Origin of the sequence: Micromonospora sp. NBC_01638, assembly GCF_045209745.1 — a bacterium.
GTDB lineage: Bacteria > Actinomycetota > Actinomycetes > Mycobacteriales > Micromonosporaceae > Micromonospora.
In genome coordinates, this window is sequence record NZ_CP109273.1 from 4097509 (window position 1) to 4113684 (window position 16176).

At 68.0% G+C, this 16176-nt stretch carries 17 protein-coding genes; 5 read left to right on the forward strand and 12 right to left on the reverse strand.

What is annotated here, in order from left to right; translation table 11 throughout:
• Positions 1–146 precede the first annotated feature (146 nt).
• The 6 genes from OG811_RS19410 to OG811_RS19435 all read right to left on the reverse strand — a co-directional run bounded on the left by OG811_RS19410 (position 147) and on the right by OG811_RS19435 (position 6538).
• Positions 147–2330, reverse strand: a complete 2184-nt coding sequence (locus tag OG811_RS19410; protein WP_406067656.1) for a peptidase domain-containing ABC transporter — start codon at positions 2328–2330, stop codon at positions 147–149.
• A complete protein-coding gene (locus tag OG811_RS19415; RefSeq protein WP_406067658.1) occupies positions 2330–3394 on the reverse strand; it encodes a TIGR04500 family putative peptide maturation system protein in 1065 nt (354 codons plus the stop codon). The genes OG811_RS19410 and OG811_RS19415 overlap by 1 nt, the downstream gene beginning before the upstream one ends.
• Complete coding sequence (locus OG811_RS19420) at positions 3391–4368, reverse strand: MvdC/MvdD family ATP grasp protein (protein WP_406067660.1); 978 nt, start codon at positions 4366–4368, stop codon at positions 3391–3393. The genes OG811_RS19415 and OG811_RS19420 overlap by 4 nt, the downstream gene beginning before the upstream one ends.
• Before the next feature lie 183 nt (positions 4369–4551).
• A complete protein-coding gene (locus OG811_RS19425) occupies positions 4552–4710 on the reverse strand; it encodes a hypothetical protein (protein WP_406067661.1) in 159 nt (52 codons plus the stop codon).
• A gap of 330 nt (positions 4711–5040) precedes the next feature.
• A complete protein-coding gene (locus tag OG811_RS19430) occupies positions 5041–5628 on the reverse strand; it encodes a hypothetical protein (protein ID WP_406067663.1) in 588 nt (195 codons plus the stop codon).
• A 259-nt stretch (positions 5629–5887) separates the two neighbouring features.
• Complete coding sequence (locus OG811_RS19435) at positions 5888–6538, reverse strand: hypothetical protein (protein ID WP_406067665.1); 651 nt, start codon at positions 6536–6538, stop codon at positions 5888–5890.
• A 183-nt stretch (positions 6539–6721) separates the two neighbouring features.
• Here OG811_RS19435 and OG811_RS19440 point away from each other — a divergent pair, with 183 nt between their 5' ends.
• Positions 6722–7870, forward strand: coding sequence for a sensor histidine kinase (locus OG811_RS19440; protein WP_406067667.1), 1149 nt, complete (start codon positions 6722–6724; stop codon positions 7868–7870).
• Here the strand turns inward: OG811_RS19440 and OG811_RS19445 are convergent.
• Both OG811_RS19445 and OG811_RS19450 read right to left on the reverse strand, forming a co-directional pair.
• On the reverse strand, positions 7854–8132 hold the full coding sequence (locus OG811_RS19445; protein WP_406067668.1) for an integrase core domain-containing protein: 279 nt from the start codon (positions 8130–8132) through the stop codon (positions 7854–7856). The genes OG811_RS19440 and OG811_RS19445 overlap by 17 nt on opposite strands.
• 81 nt (positions 8133–8213) lie before the next feature.
• Positions 8214–9104: an IS3 family transposase gene (locus OG811_RS19450; RefSeq protein ID WP_406067670.1), complete on the reverse strand. Its 891-nt coding sequence runs from the start codon at positions 9102–9104 to the stop codon at positions 8214–8216.
• 301 nt (positions 9105–9405) lie between these two features.
• On the opposite strand from OG811_RS19450, the gene OG811_RS19455 reads away from it, so the two are divergent.
• The gene (locus tag OG811_RS19455) at positions 9406–9957 is read left to right on the forward strand and encodes a transposase (RefSeq protein WP_406067672.1); all 552 of its coding nucleotides are present in this window, start codon (positions 9406–9408) and stop codon (positions 9955–9957) included.
• Here OG811_RS19455 and gdhA read toward each other — a convergent pair.
• The gene (gdhA, locus tag OG811_RS19460) at positions 9950–11296 is read right to left on the reverse strand and encodes an NADP-specific glutamate dehydrogenase (protein WP_406067673.1); all 1347 of its coding nucleotides are present in this window, start codon (positions 11294–11296) and stop codon (positions 9950–9952) included. The two genes, OG811_RS19455 and gdhA, sit on opposite strands and share 8 nt — an antisense overlap.
• A 291-nt stretch (positions 11297–11587) precedes the next feature.
• On the opposite strand from gdhA, the gene OG811_RS19465 reads away from it, so the two are divergent.
• Entirely contained in the window at positions 11588–11875 is a 288-nt protein-coding gene (locus tag OG811_RS19465) for a transposase (RefSeq protein ID WP_406067674.1), read from the forward strand.
• Here OG811_RS19465 and OG811_RS19470 read toward each other — a convergent pair.
• Positions 11785–12600 (reverse strand): MMPL family transporter, encoded by an 816-nt coding sequence (locus tag OG811_RS19470; RefSeq protein ID WP_406067676.1) that lies wholly within the window; start codon positions 12598–12600, stop codon positions 11785–11787. The two genes, OG811_RS19465 and OG811_RS19470, sit on opposite strands and share 91 nt — an antisense overlap.
• Before the next feature lie 78 nt (positions 12601–12678).
• Positions 12679–12969, reverse strand: a complete 291-nt coding sequence (locus tag OG811_RS19475; RefSeq protein WP_406067678.1) for an antibiotic biosynthesis monooxygenase — start codon at positions 12967–12969, stop codon at positions 12679–12681.
• A gap of 60 nt (positions 12970–13029) precedes the next feature.
• On the opposite strand from OG811_RS19475, the gene OG811_RS19480 reads away from it, so the two are divergent.
• Positions 13030–13704, forward strand: a complete 675-nt coding sequence (locus tag OG811_RS19480) for an anthrone oxygenase family protein (RefSeq protein WP_406067680.1) — start codon at positions 13030–13032, stop codon at positions 13702–13704.
• Between the two features lie 1010 nt (positions 13705–14714).
• Here the strand turns inward: OG811_RS19480 and OG811_RS19485 are convergent.
• Positions 14715–15086, reverse strand: coding sequence for an antibiotic biosynthesis monooxygenase family protein (locus tag OG811_RS19485; protein ID WP_406067682.1), 372 nt, complete (start codon positions 15084–15086; stop codon positions 14715–14717).
• Between the two features lie 454 nt (positions 15087–15540).
• Between OG811_RS19485 and OG811_RS19490 the strand changes: the two genes are divergently transcribed.
• Positions 15541–16134 (forward strand): hypothetical protein, encoded by a 594-nt coding sequence (locus OG811_RS19490; protein WP_406067684.1) that lies wholly within the window; start codon positions 15541–15543, stop codon positions 16132–16134.
• Positions 16135–16176: the final 42 nt, after the last annotated feature.

Genomic DNA, 16176 nt, shown 5'->3' on the forward strand with positions numbered 1-16176 from the left:
GCTACCCGATGTCGCAACGCTCGGTCCGCCGAGTTGGGTGGCCGTTTGAATGCGGGTGTTAGCCACAGCGCTCGTTGACGAACGATTCGCGTGACACCACCTTCGGTGACCGAGGCGCGGTGCGGCTGGTCGCCGGTCGTGTAGGGCTACCGGCCGCCAGTGTAGGAAGCCCGTCTGGGCGGAAGCATTGCCGGCGCGGGTGCCCCGGAGGCGGAAACCATGGCGGCGAACCGGTCACCGACGGCGATGAGTTGCGCCGGAGGGCCGTATTCGACCAGACGGCCGCCTTCGAGGACAAGGACCAGATCCGCGTCGATGACCGTGGAGAGCCGGTGGGCGATGACCACGCGGGTCATCGGTAGGGATCGTAGGTTTCGCTCGACGGTTGCCTCGGTCACGACGTCGAGGGCGCTGGTTGCCTCGTCGAGGATCAGCACGGCTGGTTCGTCCAGTAGTGCCCTGGCCAGGGCGAGCCGCTGACGCTGTCCACCGGAGAGGCCGGTGCCGCTGTCGCCGAGCTGTGTCTGGAGACCCATCGGTAGGGCGTACAGCTCATCGCGGAGGGCGGCCAGGGTGAGCGCGCGGTCGATCTGCTCAGCGGTGGCGTCCGGGCGGGCGAGGGTGAGTGCCTCCGCGATGGTGCCCGCTCCCACATAGGGGTCCTGCAGCACGACTCCCAGCTGGCGGCGCAGTGTCGGCAGGTCAAGGTCGGCCACGTCGTGCCCGTCGTAGCGGATCGTCCCTTCGGTGGCCGTGTGCAGACCGGTCAGCAGGGACACCAGGGTGCTCTTGCCGCTGCCGGAGCCGCCGACCACCGCGAGCTTCATGCCCGCCTCGATGGTCACCGTGATGTCCGTCAGGGCCTGCGGCGAGCGTCGGTCGTAGCGGAAGCTGACCCCCTCCAGGCTGATCTGGCCGGTCAGCCGTGGGGCTGAGGGCCGTTGACGGGGCTGCTCCGCCGGGGCCTGGGCGATGTCCGCCAGCCGTTCGAGGGTGGGCGCGAGTACCGCGAACGCCGGCAGCCGCGTGGCCAGCATCGCCGCCGGAGCGGTTGCGGCGCCGGCGAGCACGGCCAGTCCGACGGCGGTACCGGGTGAGGTGGTGGTGCGTGCGGCGACCAGCAGGATCAGTATCGGGCTGGCAATCTGCCAGGCGGAAAGCACCGCTGTGGACACGGCGTCCATCCGGCTCTTGCGGTACTGGGCGTCCAGGCCACGGTCGAAGGCCCGCGACCAACGTTGCAGGACGCGGTTTTCCGCGCCGACCGCCCGGATGGTCGCGATTCCGTGTAGCGCGTCGCTGAGCTTGCTGGCCTGCTCGCCGCTGGCGAGCAGCTCCTCCCGTTGCAGTCCGGCGATCCGATGGGACAGCCACGCCGCGACCACGAGTTGCACGACCATGCTGACCGCCGTGATCGCGGCGACGGCCGGGGCAAGGACCGCCACAACGATCAGGTAGCCGACTGCCAGCAGAGCGTCGATTCCGCTGGCTATTAACTGGGAGGCCAGCAGTTGAGGGATCCCGAGCGCTGACTGGACCCGGTCCACGAGGTCTCCGGCGAAGCGTCGTTCCAGGAACCGGTAACTGACGCGGAACAGATGCTCGACGGTATCCCGGCCCAGCTGTGCGCCGATGCGTCGCTGGAGCAGGGACACACACAGGCCGCGGGACAATGCCAGCGAGCCCGTGGCCAGTGCGAGTGCGGCGACGGCGACGAACCAGACACTCTGCGGTGCCTCGTGTCGGGTGAGGCTGTCGACGATCGTTTTGGTGGCCAGTGGCACGGCCAGGCCGAAGGCTGCCATGAGCGTTGAGACGGCGCCGAGGAGGGCGAGCAGTCGCCAATGGCGGCGTAACAGCGGCACGGCGAGCAGGCGGACGGCGCTGGCTGGCGGGGCCGACGGCACCGGTGCCGGGCCGTCGGGTGTGAACAGCAGGACGGCACCGGTGACACCGGAGGCGAACTCGTCGAGGGTGAGGTGACGCCTGCCGGCGGCCGGGTCGACCACCTCGACGTGGCGGCGCCGGGCTCGCACCACCACGATGTAGTGATCCCCACGCCAGTGGGCGATCAGCGGCAGTGCGAGCTCGCGAATGCGTTCTGGCCGGGTACGCATGGCGTGCAGCGCAATGGCCCGGCAGTGTAGGCCGTGGTCGATGGCTGCCGCTCGCAGGTCGCGCATGGGGAGGCCGTCGCGGCCGGCGTCGAGGGCGTCGCGGAGGTGCGCGACGGATACCGGTCGCCGGTGCGCCGCGAGGATCATGGCGAGGGCTGCGACGCCGCAGTCGGAGGCCGCGGTCTGCAGGATCACCGGTACCCGACGGCTCATCAGGGCGCTACTGCGGCGGTACGTTCGATGTCCAGCCAGAACCATTCGATGTCGGCACGTGCGCGGACATCGGCGAGCCACTGGTCGAACATCGCCCGCTCGGCATACCGGCGGGCATCGTCGTCGAGTTCGGCGGGCAGGCGTTCGAGTACGACGGCGCGGGCGGGCGTTCCGTGCACGGCCGTCGTGACGGGCTGGCCGACGGTGACTGAACGCAGCTCCTGGGGAGCCTCGCCGGCCGACATGTGCAGCACCCCCGCGGGTTGTCCGTGCTGGATCGCCTCCGCGACGACGGTCAGCGCGGCGGTCCGGTCAGCCGGCAGCGGCGCCGATCCGTCCGGGCCCGTCGCGGCGATCCAGGCGACGGTGAGGGTGGCCAGTTCGTCTCGGTGTTCGGCGAGCCACGACTCGATCCGGCCGGCGGTGACGCGTTGCCGGAGGGCAGCGGCCGTAGCCGCGTGTGTGACCAGTTTGACGAAGCCGTTCTGGTCCAGCCCGACGGCGTCGAGCCATCGAGTCGTCTGCTCGGCGGTGAGCAGACCCTTGGCCCGCCGGAACGCATCGGTGGCCTGTTGGATCTGGGTGTCGTCGAGGTGGATCGGTTCACGCTCGAGTTCGGCCTTGATGATGCAGGTGTCGATCAGCCGGCTCAGCACCCCAGCGTTGTCCCACAGGTAGTCCAACGCGCCCACGGCTTCGCCGACGCCGAGTTCGGTGGTCCCGACCCGGAGCAGCTTGTTCTCGGTGTAGTGCATCGCGCCGCGTAGCGGCCACGGTGCGGCGGGTGCGGGGCTGAACGCGACGGAGACGGTACCGGCGGAACCGCGGATCAGCAGGTCGTAGCTGACCGTGCCGTCCACTTCGCGGTCGTGGAGCAGGTCGAGTCGGACGTCGGACCACCGGAGGCGCAACCGGGCCATCGCCGAGGCGGCCTGGTCGCTGGCGCCGTTGTCATCGACCGTGGCTTGCGACAACTGAATCACCGTCTCGACGGCGTCGGCGAGCAGCGCCGCATCCGGTGATGCCGTCTGCTTCACCGGCGTCCTGTCGATGGTGCTGGTCACGACTTTTCTCCTGTCGGAATGGCCGCCGTCGACAGCAGCAGGTCGACGATCGCGGCCGTGATGGGCAGACCGGTGGCGTCCTCGACCCAGAGGTACTGGCCGCTCGGGTTGATCTCGAGGAACACGTATCGGTCGTCGGGGGTGAGGACGAGATCGATGGCGCCGTAGCACAGACCTAGTTGCCGGGTCAGCCGGACACATCGGTCGGCGACGTCCTCGGGCAGGGCCCAGGGCCACATCCGGGTGTTCTTGTCGTCATAGCGACGCCAGTCGTGGCGGGTGTGGTTGGCACGCTGTGAATCGATGGCGGCGGCGTAGACCCTCTCACCCACGACGGTGACGCGGAGCTCCAGCCGTTTAGGCACGTAGGACTGGATGATCAACGGGCACTGCCGGATGCCGTCGAGGTGCACCAGGTCCCGGCGGCGTACCGGGTCGGTGTAGCGCACCAGCCCGTCGCCCAGGCTGGTCAGCCCGACCCTTTTACTGATGAGATGCCCACCGTGGGCGTTGAACAGGTCGAGGACCGCATCGGGGACGTTACCCGCCACGGTCTCTGGCAGTTCGAAGCCGAGCTGACCCGCGAGCTGCAGCTGCCGTAGCTTGTACTGGGCACGTAGGACGACAGGCCGTGGCGCCGGCACGGCCAACGCTTCGAGCGTCTCCCATACGTCGCTCACGAAGGTGGCGCTTTCGTCGGCTACGAAGTCGGCCACGTGTCCGCCCAGATATGCGGGCGGCACCGGCCGGCCGGGCCGACGGAACCACACGGCGGCGACCTCGTCGAGGTTCACCTGCCCACCGTCGTGGTGCAACGTCCGCCGCACCCGCCCGTCGGTGATCCGGAAGGCGATGCTCGCCTTGGTGGGCACCAGAGCAGGGTTGAATCGAAGCCATCGGGCGTTGCGGCGGCCCAGTTCCGCCTCGGCCTCGTCCGCGTGCACGTCGTTGGCCTCGGTCAGGATCAGAATCATGGTTCTCCTGTGGTGCGGACGGGTTCGATGCGGGCCCGCCCGGGCATCATGAAAAGGGGCTGGAAGTTCTCGCCAGCGTCAACAGCCGATTCGGCGTAGCTGGGCCGGTAAGCGGGCCAGCCAGCCGGCGACCATGCTCGAAACGCGGAGCGCCGGCTGGCTGGACTCAACTCAATGACGAGATCAGAAGCCTTCGTCGACGTCGCAGTAGCCCTCGTCGAAGTTGAGGGTCTTCGACGGTCCGCGCTTCGGGAGGCCGCCGATCAGGTTGGCGAGGTCGTCCTCGGTGAGCTCGACCCCGTCAGCCGGAATGTCGTCGATGCGGATGATGGACTTGCCCATTTATTCCTCCTCAGTGTTCAGCGGCTCATCGCCGCCCTTGAAACGGCCCGGCGGCGCCGGGCCGCACAAATAGAACCTGCCGACAAGGTCAGCATCGGAAACGTCGTTGTCCGGGCACTCCGTAGTGGATCGCGCCGGCTTTCGGTCGATTCCTCATCGGTGCAGGTCGCACTCTGCACGTCCCGATATCCCAAGACCAAGGGCTCTCAGTCCTGAACGGTCGGGCGTTCTTGCCCGAATACCTAGGCGGGTGCGAGTGGTCTGGTCATTCATGGAGTTGTCCGTCGTACGGTCGTGCGTGATCGCTGTCGATATCAGCAGCGGTGTGCGTCAGGCGGCGGTGACTAGCCCTGCGCGGTCGTCCTGGCGTGCGGCGAGCAGGCCGGCCGCGAGCCCGCCGCAACCGGCAAGGAGCAGCAGGCCGGACAGGTACGTCGCCCACGGGCTGATGCCGCTGCCGACGAACTCCACCACGAGCCACACCCACAGCACCGGGCCGACCCATCGCGGATGCACGTGCGAACGGAAGTGGGCGATCGACAGCAGCAGGATGCCCACCACGGTGCCGACCACACCGATCACGAGGAACGGGACGATCAGGGCCGACTGCTCCTGTGCGGCGATCAGTTGGGAGTAGGCGTCACGATGGGCAGGCTCGTCGGCCATCACGAGCTGGGTGATCGTCCAACTGCCGGCGACGGTGTGGCCGAACGCGCCGAGCACCCCGAACACGCCACCGATGATCGTGAGCCGCGGGAACCTCGGCCGTAGCCACGCGACCAGCCCCACGATCGAGACCGCGAACGGCAGTTGGGACCAGAGGAACATCTGGGCGGCGGCCGACGCGCCCGCACGTGCGTCAGCGATCGTGGCGAGCCACTGCGCCCGGTCATCGGGCAGCTCGGGCTGCAAGGCCATGAAGCCGACGCTGAGCAGGGCAAACGCAAGGAGGCAGACCGCTACGAGAAGCCGAAGTTGTCGTGTCATGTGCGACAGTCAAGCCTGACCGACCCGTCGCTGTAGTCGGCCGAAAGTGGTCGGCACATGTCAACTCCGGACTGATGTCTTCGGCATTCCCGTCTCCTACGGTTGACCCCATGGACGTGTGGTGGCGCCGGACCGCTGTGGCTGGACCATGTGGACCAACATCTGGCGCACCGAGCGACGTCGGCTTCACTCATCGACCTGCGTTGGCCGGGATCGCGTGCGACTGCGCGGGACGGCCAAGAGGTTTCCGTGCGGTCAAGGCACCGAACGCCACCGCGAGCAGGGCGAACATCGGGATGCCACTGAGCTGTTCGGGCGTGACGAAGTCGAGGAACAGGGCGATCGCGATGGCCGCGCCGATCCAGGCGGGGGCACGACCAGTTCGCCAGAGGACGATGCCGGTGCCGATCATCCCGATGACGGTGGCCAGCATCATCGGTATGAGCAGCCCCAGGAACACCGGACCCGCGAAGATCTGGTCTGCGAGCTCGGCCATCTCGGCACGCGCAGTGGACGAGGCGAGCTCGGACATCACGGCGTTGACCGCGATCACCGCCGTGTGGAGCAACCACCCGACGGAGCCGAGGAACAGCAGCACGCTTGCCCGACGATGGCCACCACGGGCCAGCTCGCCTCCCAGCAGCGCGAAGCCGACCGCGAGCAGGATCGCCGAGACAAACGTCAGCGCCGACGCTGCGAGGAACCGCCCCGAGTGCGCCTCGATCACCTCGAGGTTCTCGACCTGGGAGCCGACCAGCCGGGGCATGAGGACGACGCCGGCGAGCCCGAGGGCGGCACCGGCGGTGAGACAGATCGCCGGGCGAGACGTGGAGCTGGACATCGAGACCTCCGTGAGCGGGGTGGAACGGACCTTCCGACCGTAGGGACCTGCCCACGGCTCGCGCGTCGCCCTCACGGCGTCAGGAACGCGCCGACGGGAGCGGGCCGCATACCCCTCGCGACGTAGGCTCATCCACCGTGAGGGCGACGTGTTCCCCGACCCCTCTGTCCTAGCCTTGCGATCGTGAGAGCGGACCGGCACGCCGTCGGCCAGGACGTGACACTGGCACTCGGCCTCCTTGCGCTCGGCGCCCTCCAGGTTGGCCTGCAGCGCAGCGGATGGGTCGCGCTGGTGGGAGTTGCGTGCGTGGCCCTTCCAGTCGTGGCGCGCCGGAGCCATCCGCTCCCTGCCGTGGCACTCGGTTGGGGTGTCCTGCTCGTGAGCGACGGCCTGGAGCACGACGTCACGAGTGAGGGCTATGCCGCGATCCTGGCCCTGGTCCTCACCGTCTACTCCGTCGCGAGGCACGGGCATCGATGGGAGCAACTCGCCGGCCTCGCCCTGGCGCTCGCCTTCACGTGGGTGGGCGTGCTCATCAACGATCCGACGGACGTGCCGAGCCTGCTGCTCACGACCGTTATCGTGGGGGCGCCATGGGCCGCGGGGTATACCGTCCGCGCCAGTCTCGAACGTCGCGACCATGTCGTTGCGGAAAACCTTCGGCTCATCAACGAACGCGAGCGACACACCCGCGACGCAATCGCCTCGAGCCGCACCGAGATCGCTCGGGATCTGCACGACGTGCTCGGTCACTCGCTCGCCGTCATGGTGATGCAGCTGGGCGCCGCGGACCACGCGTTCACCCGCGACCCGACCCGGGCACGTCTGGCCCTCCGGGCCGCGCGGTCGACGGGCAAGGAGGCCATGGACGAGTTGCGCACTCTCGTCACGCTGTTCCGCGAGGAACCCGGCACCCTCGGCACGGGACCGACACCACGCCTGGTGGACGTCGCCGGCCTCGTCGACGAGCTCACCTCGGCAGGACTGGACGTGCGTCTGGACGGAGACGACCAACTGCCAGCTCTCGGCCCCGCCGAGGATCTGGCCGCGTACCGCATCGTCCAGGAGTCCCTGACGAACGCCGTCCGTCACGGATCGGGAGACGTGCGGGTGCGGCTCGAGTCCAAGGCCGGCCTCGTGCACATCATCATCGACAACCGGGTGGACGACGCCGGGGCGAGTGACCGCCGCGAGCAGGGTTCGCATGATCTAGGATTCGGCCTCATCGGGATGGAAGAGCGGGCACGTTCATGTGGTGGGTGGTTGCGGACGACGCGGCCGCCGGGTCGCTTCCGCCTCGAAGCCGCAGTGCCCATCAAGGTGGCCGCATGAGCCACCCAACTGGCGGGCATGCAGGATCGGGCTCTGGGAACGGCAGGCCCGTGCGGGTGGTGATTGCCGACGACCAGTCCCTCAACGGGTGCAGCGGGCGTGCGTTCGCGATGCCCTGGTGTGGGCGGTGCCCGTTGTAGAACTGGTCGAACTCGCGCAGGGCGTGGAGCAGGTGCTGCTGCTTCCAGATCAAAGTACGGTCCAGGAGTTCTCGGCGGCAGGTCTGTACCCACCGTTCCATGATGGAATTCATTCGTGGCATCTGGGCGTCCTGAGGACGACGTCGATGCCCGCGTCCTTGAGAACGTCGAACTGTCAATCCCCTGGAAGCGTGGAGGGTTGTTTAAGCTGCTTCGGCCCGACGCGCGTCAGCGATAAAACGTTCGTAGTCGATGGGTGACATGCCGTCGCAGGCGCTGTGACGTCTGCGGGTGTTGTAGAAGTCGACGATCCAGGTGGCGATCTTGAGTCGTGCCTCGGCGCGGGTGCGGAATCGCTGCCGGTGGATGTATTCGACCTTGATGGTGGAGTTGAACGCCTCCGCGGCGGCGTTGTCCAGGGCGCAGCCGACGCGGCCCATGGACTGCAGGAGGCCCAGGCGCCGGCAGGCCTTGGCGTAGTCGGCGGCGGTGTACTCCCCGCCGCGGTCGCTGTGGAAGATCACTCCGTCGACGGTGCCGCCGCGGGTCGCCGCGGCCATGCTCAGGGTGGCCGTGGTCAGTTCGGCGTCGTGGTGGGCGCTCATGGCGTAGCCGAGCAGCCGGCGGGAGTACAGGTCGATCACCGTGGCGAGGTAGAGCTTGCCCTCGTCGGTGGTGACCTCGGTGATGTCGCCGCACCACAGCACGTCCGGCGCGACCGCGGTGAACTGCCGTCGCACCCGGTCCGGCGCCACGGGGCGTTTGCCCTGCTTGGTGAGGCTGCGTCGGCGTCGCGGGGTGCGTCCGGCCAGGCCGAGCGCGGCCATCCGCGCCGCGACGGTGTTGACCGATACCTGCCACCCGCCGGCGTGCAGGACCTGGATCACCCGGGGAGAGCCGTACGTGCCGCCGGAGGCGTCGAAGGAGGCCCGGATCGCCTCATCGAGTTCATCGCGGCGGGTCTGCCGTGCGGTGGGCTTACGGTCGCGCCACTTGTAGAACCACGACTCGGACAGACCCAGCGCCCGGCAGGTGACCGCGTGCGGCACGGCGTGCTCGGTCCTCTGAGCGGCGACGAAACGGGCCACACTCACTTCGTCGCCTCCTTGACCCACAGGACCACAGATCGCTTGAGCACTGTGAGGATGGACGGGTGCCGCCCGGCGGCGGGGTTTGACTCAGCTTGAGACTGGCCCTGCGGGTGCCTTCGTGACGACCCGTCGACCTCGCCGCGGGCGGCACCGACCCGGCCGGGCGTGGCTGTGTCCCGATAGGGGCCTCGCCGATGGGCACCGTCACAGTCCTGACCACCGCGTCCGGTCGACGTCACCGCCTTGGCCCCGCACCGAAGGAATCCCCGGTTTGTTCACCGTCACCTCGACCGATTCCGATACCGTGGATGAGGAGATCATCCTGGGCGTGGACACCCACAACGACACGCACGTCGCCGCGGTGATCACCGTGCTGGGCGCCCTGCTGGGCACCCGCGCCTTCCCCACCACCACCGCCGGCTACACCGACCTGCTGACCTGGGCCCGCGAGCACGGCCGACTGCACCGCGCCGGCGTCGAAGGCAGCAGCTCGCACGGCACCGCACTGACCCGCCACCTGCATCGCAACGGCGTGCAGGTCATCGAGGTCAACCGACCCGACCGGGCCGTGCGACGCCGGCGCGGCAAGACCGACGCGATCGACGCGGAGAACGCCGCCCGGGCGGTGCTGTCCGGTCAGGCCACCGGCCTGGCCAAGAGCGGCGACGGCGCCGTGGAGATGATCCGCATGTTCAAGATCGCCAAGGACTCGGCGGTCAAGGCCCGCACCCAGGCCATCAACCAGCTCAAGGCCGTGCTGGTGCGAGCCGACCCGACGCTGCGGGAGTCGCTCAGCGGCCTCGGCCGCGTCGCGCTGATCCGCGCCTCGCTACGGGTACGCCGCCGTCTCAGATGAGCCCGTGGGCGAGCATCGCCTCGGCGACGAGCCGGAAGCCGTCGATGTTGGCTCCAGCGACGTAGTTGCCCGGCATGCCGTACTCGTCGGCGGTGGCGTAGCAGCGGGCGTGGATGGTCCGCATGACCTCCCGCAGCCGCTGCTCAGAATGGTCGAAGGTCCACGAGTCGCGGCTGGCGTTTTGCTGCATTTCCAGCGCGCTTGCCGCGACTCCGCCGGCGTTGGCTGCCTTACCGGGTGCGAACCGCACCCCGGCCTCGGCGAAACCCCGCACCGCCTCCGGCGTGGTGGGCATGTTGGCCCCCTCCACCACGGTGGTGCAGCCACCCGCAATCAGGCTGAGCGCGTCGGCGGCCGTGAGTTCGTTCTGCGTCGCGCAGGGGATCGCCACCTGGCAGGGCACCTCCCAGACCGGGCGACCGGTGACGAACGTGGCGTGCGGACGGGCCGCGACGTATTCGTCGATCCGTGCCCGGCGGACCTCCTTGACCTGCTTGAGCACCTCGACGTTGATTCCCTTTTCGTCGTGGATATAGCCAGAGGAGTCCGAGCATGCCACTACGGTGCCACCGAGCTGATGCACCTTTTCGATCGCGTAGATTGCCACGTTGCCCGAGCCGGAGACCACCACCCGCTTTCCGTCGAGGCTGTCGCCGCCATCGGCGCGTAGCATCTCCTGGGCGAAGAACACCGCACCGTAGCCGGTAGCCTCCCGGCGCACCTGGGCACCGCCGTAACTGAGGCCTTTGCCGGTCAGCACCCCGGACTCGTACCGGTTGGTGATCCGCTTGTACTGCCCGAACAGGTAACCGATCTCTCGGCCACCGACTCCAATGTCGCCGGCTGGCACATCCGTGTACTCGCCGATGTGCCGGTACAGCTCGGTCATGAACGATTGACAGAACCGCATCACCTCCCGGTCGGAGCGGCCCTTGGGGTCGAAGTCCGACCCTCCCTTGCCGCCGCCGATCGGCATGCCAGTCAACGCGTTCTTGAACAGTTGTTCGAAACCGAGGAACTTCACGATCCCCAGATAGACCGACGGGTGGAAGCGAAGGCCTCCCTTGTACGGGCCCAGGGCGCTGTTGAACTCCACCCGGAAGCCGCGGTTGATGTGGACCTCACCGCGATCGTCCTCCCATGGCACCCGGAAGATGATCTGCCGCTCGGGCTCGCAGATCCGCTCAATGATCTTCGCTTCGGCGTACTCGGGATGCCTCTCCAGGACCGGCGCCACACTGTCGAGCACCTCCCGCACCGATTGGTGGAATTCGTCCTCGCCAGGGTTGCGCCGCACCACCGAAATGAAGATCGACTCAAGCTTGTCCTGTACCGACACGAATACTCCTCGGTGTGCAACCATGGCCGGTTTGCGTCGGCACCCCAGGCGACCCACGGGTCACCCACACCGTACGACCGCTTCAAGAGCAACGTTGCTGCAGGTAACGACTTGTCGTGGTACGGCTGCTTCGGCGTGTTGAGCGAGAAGCTTCGGCAGGACGAGGTCTTTTTCACGGGCCTTGTCCTTGCCGGCGCTTCGTCGTCGTTCAGTGTGACATTCCCAGCTGCTGGTCCGTTATCGGGTGTGTACAACTAACGGCTGATCGACCGATCAAGGGAGAGACGCCAGATGACGGCCGAGACCACTGTGGGACAGCCGGCCGCCGGGTCGGTGGCCGGGACCACGGATGAGCAGTTGATCGCGATGCTGGTCGATCGGGCTCGTGGTGACGGGTTGAAGCTGACCGGCGAGGGCGGGCTGTTGCAACAGCTGACCAAGCGGGTCCTCGAATCGGCCCTGGACGGGGAGATCACCGACCACGTCGGCTACGACAAGCACGACCCTGCGGGTCGGGGCGGCGGGAACACGCGTAACGGCAGCCGGACCGAGACGGTGCTCACGATGAACAGCGCGTAGTCGATGCCGACGCCGAGCCCCATCAGCGCACCGAGGACCGGGCCGAAATGTCCGATCGTGAACGCGTTGCTCAACAGACCGATGGACATCAGGCCCGCGGCGAGCGCGATTACTGCGGTCAGGATCGGCATCAGCATCGCGAACAGCGAGCCGAACGCGATGAACAGCACGACCGCGGCGGCCGCGATGCCGATGAACTCGGCGGTGTTGGGAGGTGGCTGCCCGGCCTGGGCGATCGCGTTGCCGCCGAGCTCCACCCGCAGGCCGTCGGTGCGGGCCAGCTGCGCGGTGTCGATCACCTGCTTGACGTCGCCGACGGGCACGTCCTGCGCCTGCCCGTCGAAGGCCAGCTGGGCATAGGCCGTGCGGCCGTCCTTGCTGATCTGGCCGGCGCCCTCCAGGACGTACGGGCCGGTGACCGAGGCGACGTGCGGCAGCTTGGCGACCTGGTCCAGCGCCGCGGTCATCCGCTGTTTCACGGCCGCGTCGCGCACGGAGCCGGAGGTGGTCTGCCAGACGATGGTGCCGGAGTCACCGGACTGGTCGGGCAGGTTCTCCTGCAGCAGTTCGAGTGCCTTGGCCGAGTCCGTGCCGGGCAGTGAGAGATCGTCGTCGTAGGCCGTGCCCGCCGCGCCGGTCGTCACCCCTAGACCTATGACGGCCGCCACCCACAGAAGGACGACGATGAGCCGGTGATTTAAACACCAGCGCGTGAGCGTGGACAAGGGAACCCCCATGCAGATTCATCGATCGGAACGTGTGGGCCGACCGGTCCGGGACGCCGGCCGGTCGGCATGGACAGGTCATCGCTCATCGACGATTTCCGCCTGTTCGACGGTGACGTCCCTGGTCAGCGAGAACGCCGCAGTCGCTTCGGGTCGGTCCGGCCCGACCTCGCGGGCCATCCGGATGCTCTCGGCGGACTCCCACCGCCAGATGCCGATCCACGTCTCGTCGTCTAGCTTCCCGAGCCGCGCCTCGGCGAGTCCGGGCACCGCCGACCTGATGGCGGAGACCAGTGGGGCGTGCCTGGCCCGCAACTCCTCGGCGTTGACGGGATCGATCTTGAATCGGGTGATCGTGACAACGGACATACCTAAAGTCGCTCTCTAAAGTCGTTCACTAGTGATCACCTCTAGAGGTACGTTATAACCATGACCGATGTCAAGCGAGTGAACAAGCGGACTCAGAAGGTTGCGGAGACGCGGCGACGCATCCTCGAGGCCGCTCGCAACCTGTTCGTCGGGGACGACGAGCCGGCCGCAACGATGAAACGACCCTGGTTTCGTGACGCCTTGGCGGCCGAGACCGAAAGGATGAAAACCATCATGTCGGTCCGGCCCGTCACCGGACTTGCGCTGCTGTCCACCGGCCTGCTCGCGGGCGCGTTCGGGTACGGCGCGGTAAACGTCCAGACCACCTTCAACGCGGTACCGCTCGACGTGCGCCTGACCTTCCACTCGGCCCTCATGCAGATGAACGGCCCCGTCATGCAAACCACGATGGCACTGGCCGCACTGAGCTCCCTGGCGCTGGCCGTGCTGACCCGACGAACGCCGCGATTCCTGGCAGGCGCGGCCGGTGCGCTGGCCGTGGCCTCGTTCCTGATCACCAGGTTCGGAAACGTCCCGATCAACGGCCAGATCAAGGTCTGGGCAGTCACCACCCCACCCGCCGACTACGCGGCCACCCTCCAGCGGTGGGAGATGTTCAACGTCGCCCGCACGCTCACCGCGCTCGCCGCGTTCGTGCTCATCATCACGCTCGCCCTCCGGACCACTCGTGTCCGGCAGGCCGGCCACCAGCCCGAACTGCCGGCACGGGCGTGAGGACACCTCTTCCACCGTCTCTGTCGGACAGTCACACGGTGTCGGGCAGGGCCGGGGTCGGGGGCGGCGGGTGAACCGGTCCGGGTGGGCCCGCCAGGCGGCGTCGAGGGTGCGTTGCCGCTGGTCGTGCACGTCGGCGGCGGTGCCGTAGTGCACCGAGGCGGGGGTGTGCAGACCGATCCCGGAGCGGCGGTGTTCGTGGTTTCGACGAGCCCCGGTCGGCGTGCAGGACCTCGGGTCGGACGCCCCGCGCCATGGTTTTCAGGCGGGTGATGTCCCATGACCACACCTACGACGGCCCGGTGGCGGCCAACTGCGGGATGGTGCGTGGCGGGTGGGCGGCCTGCCGTCGGCGTTCCCGGCTCTCGCCCGCCTCGCGCAGGATCGATCCGGCACATCGTGGACGGTGAGCACCAGTACGCACCCTGGTCGAGCTCAGGGGCCCACACCTGCGCCACGGACATCTCCGCGTACTCATCCCGATGCAACACACCCAGGACCGCGCGGCGTTCGGCCTCGCTCAGCGTCGACGGCGGGGGCGTCTTCGGCCGCAGCGGTCGCGACACCATGGCAGGTTGTTGGCGCCGGTAGTGCGTGGCGCGGGACCGGCCGGTCAACCGACACGCCCCAGCCACACCCAGCAGCGGCACCAGCTCGTCGAACGCCGTGTTCAGCGCCTCCTGCCCGGACGCGGCGTGTCGTCCGCGCTCTCGGACAGCGTCTCCAAGAGCGCCTCGGCGCTACGACGCCGGTTCTCACCCACCGGGCTCTTACGGGCATGATCACTCAATGTGACCGATGTCCTGAGACAGCGCGCACGGTCGGCGGCAGATCCGGTCGTCTCGCACGCGCTGTCGGCGGCAGATGCGTGTACGTGAACCGGGGCCGAAAGCACCGTTCACCGTGCTCGGGCCGGGCGCTCCTCCGTCTCGCCCGAGGTCGCGCGGGCGATTGTCGACCGGTCGTACGCCTACCCGGGAGCACGAGTTGATCGACACTGGCCCGCAGGTCTATCCATCGCCGTCCGGCGCCGCATCTACACTGGAGCCTGCCGCGAACTCGTAGGCGCGCTCGACACGCGCTACCTCAACACGGTAACTCGCGAGCCACCTCTGCCGGCCGAGCTGCTGTGCTACCACATGCTCAGGGTTCCGCTTCCAGGCGCGGATCGATTCGGCGTCAGCATAGTAAATGACGACGAGGTCCCTGCCGTCCGGCAGGACCGCTGACTCCCGGCCCAGGTAGCCAGGGTGAGTTTCGACCAGCTCCAACATCCGCTTGTTCATCTCGGCGTAGCCTTCGGGATCAATTCCGCTCGGCGTGATCGTGAAGACGGCGACATAGTACGGCGGCTCAGGCCGCGCCAAGTAAGGAGTGGTCACGGCTCATGGTACTTGCTCACCCGGCGAACTGATCATCCGCGATCGGGATGGTAGGTGGCGCTGGTGGTGTAGGTGCCGGCGAGGGCGCCTTGGGCGGCGGGGATGGTGACGGTGGTACCGGTTGGGCGTACTGATCGGTGTAGCCGGTGACCGTGTTGGTGTAGGCGTTGGAGCCGACGTGGCGGTCGTAGCACCAGGAACGCCATGGACAGTGAGTCGGTCAGCAAGGCGTGCTCGGCCGGCCCCGACCCGTCGGCGGGCACGACAACCGGCTCGGGCAGCCAGTCCCCACGTACGTCTCCCGCCGCACCCGCGCCCATCTCATCCGCTGACCCAGGCGCGGAATCCCTCCCGCCAGCTCATACCGTGACTCCCACTCCAGCGTTAGTCCGCAACGTCGATTTCCCCCTCGCGAGGGAGAACTCGGTTGCCGGGTGCGCGTTGACTGGCGGGCATGGCTTCCGTTGCTTTCGTAACCGATCGTCCCCAAGCCCCTGCGCGACCCGGCGCCGGCGTCACCGTGACAGGTGGTCTGGTGGTTCTGGCCTGCATCGGGTTTGCGGCGGTCAACGTCTTCTACGAGATGACCGACCACTTCGCCGACGGCCCCCATGCCGAGTCCGCTTCCGGGATCGCCGTGATGAACTTGCTCGTCGCCGGGCTGAAGGTGACAGGGGCGGCTGTGGCACTGCTGTCGATCGTCAAACGCCCGAGGTTTCTTCCTCCAGCGCTTCTGGGCGTGTCGCTGTGGGGAGCGTTTGCGATGCTCGGCGTGTACGCCGTCGGCAACGTGGCACAAGCGGTCGGCATGGCCTCGGGCCTGACGGGCACCGCCGACCAGATCGACATGGCCGGAATCGGTTACGTGCTCTTTTTCCTGTTGTATGCAGCCGGTTACGGTGTCCTGGCGGTCTCTTACTCGCGGCGCTTCGAGCTCCGGAAAGGCGTTGTCGTCCTCGGCGTGCTCGGCGCACCCGTGCTGCTGGGCGTGATCCTACTGGCCGTCCCGATGCTGCTGACCGCCCTCGGCCTCTTTCCCGCCTCCTGACCCCGGCGGGTGCCCAGGGCCCGGCGTTGTTCGCGTTCGACC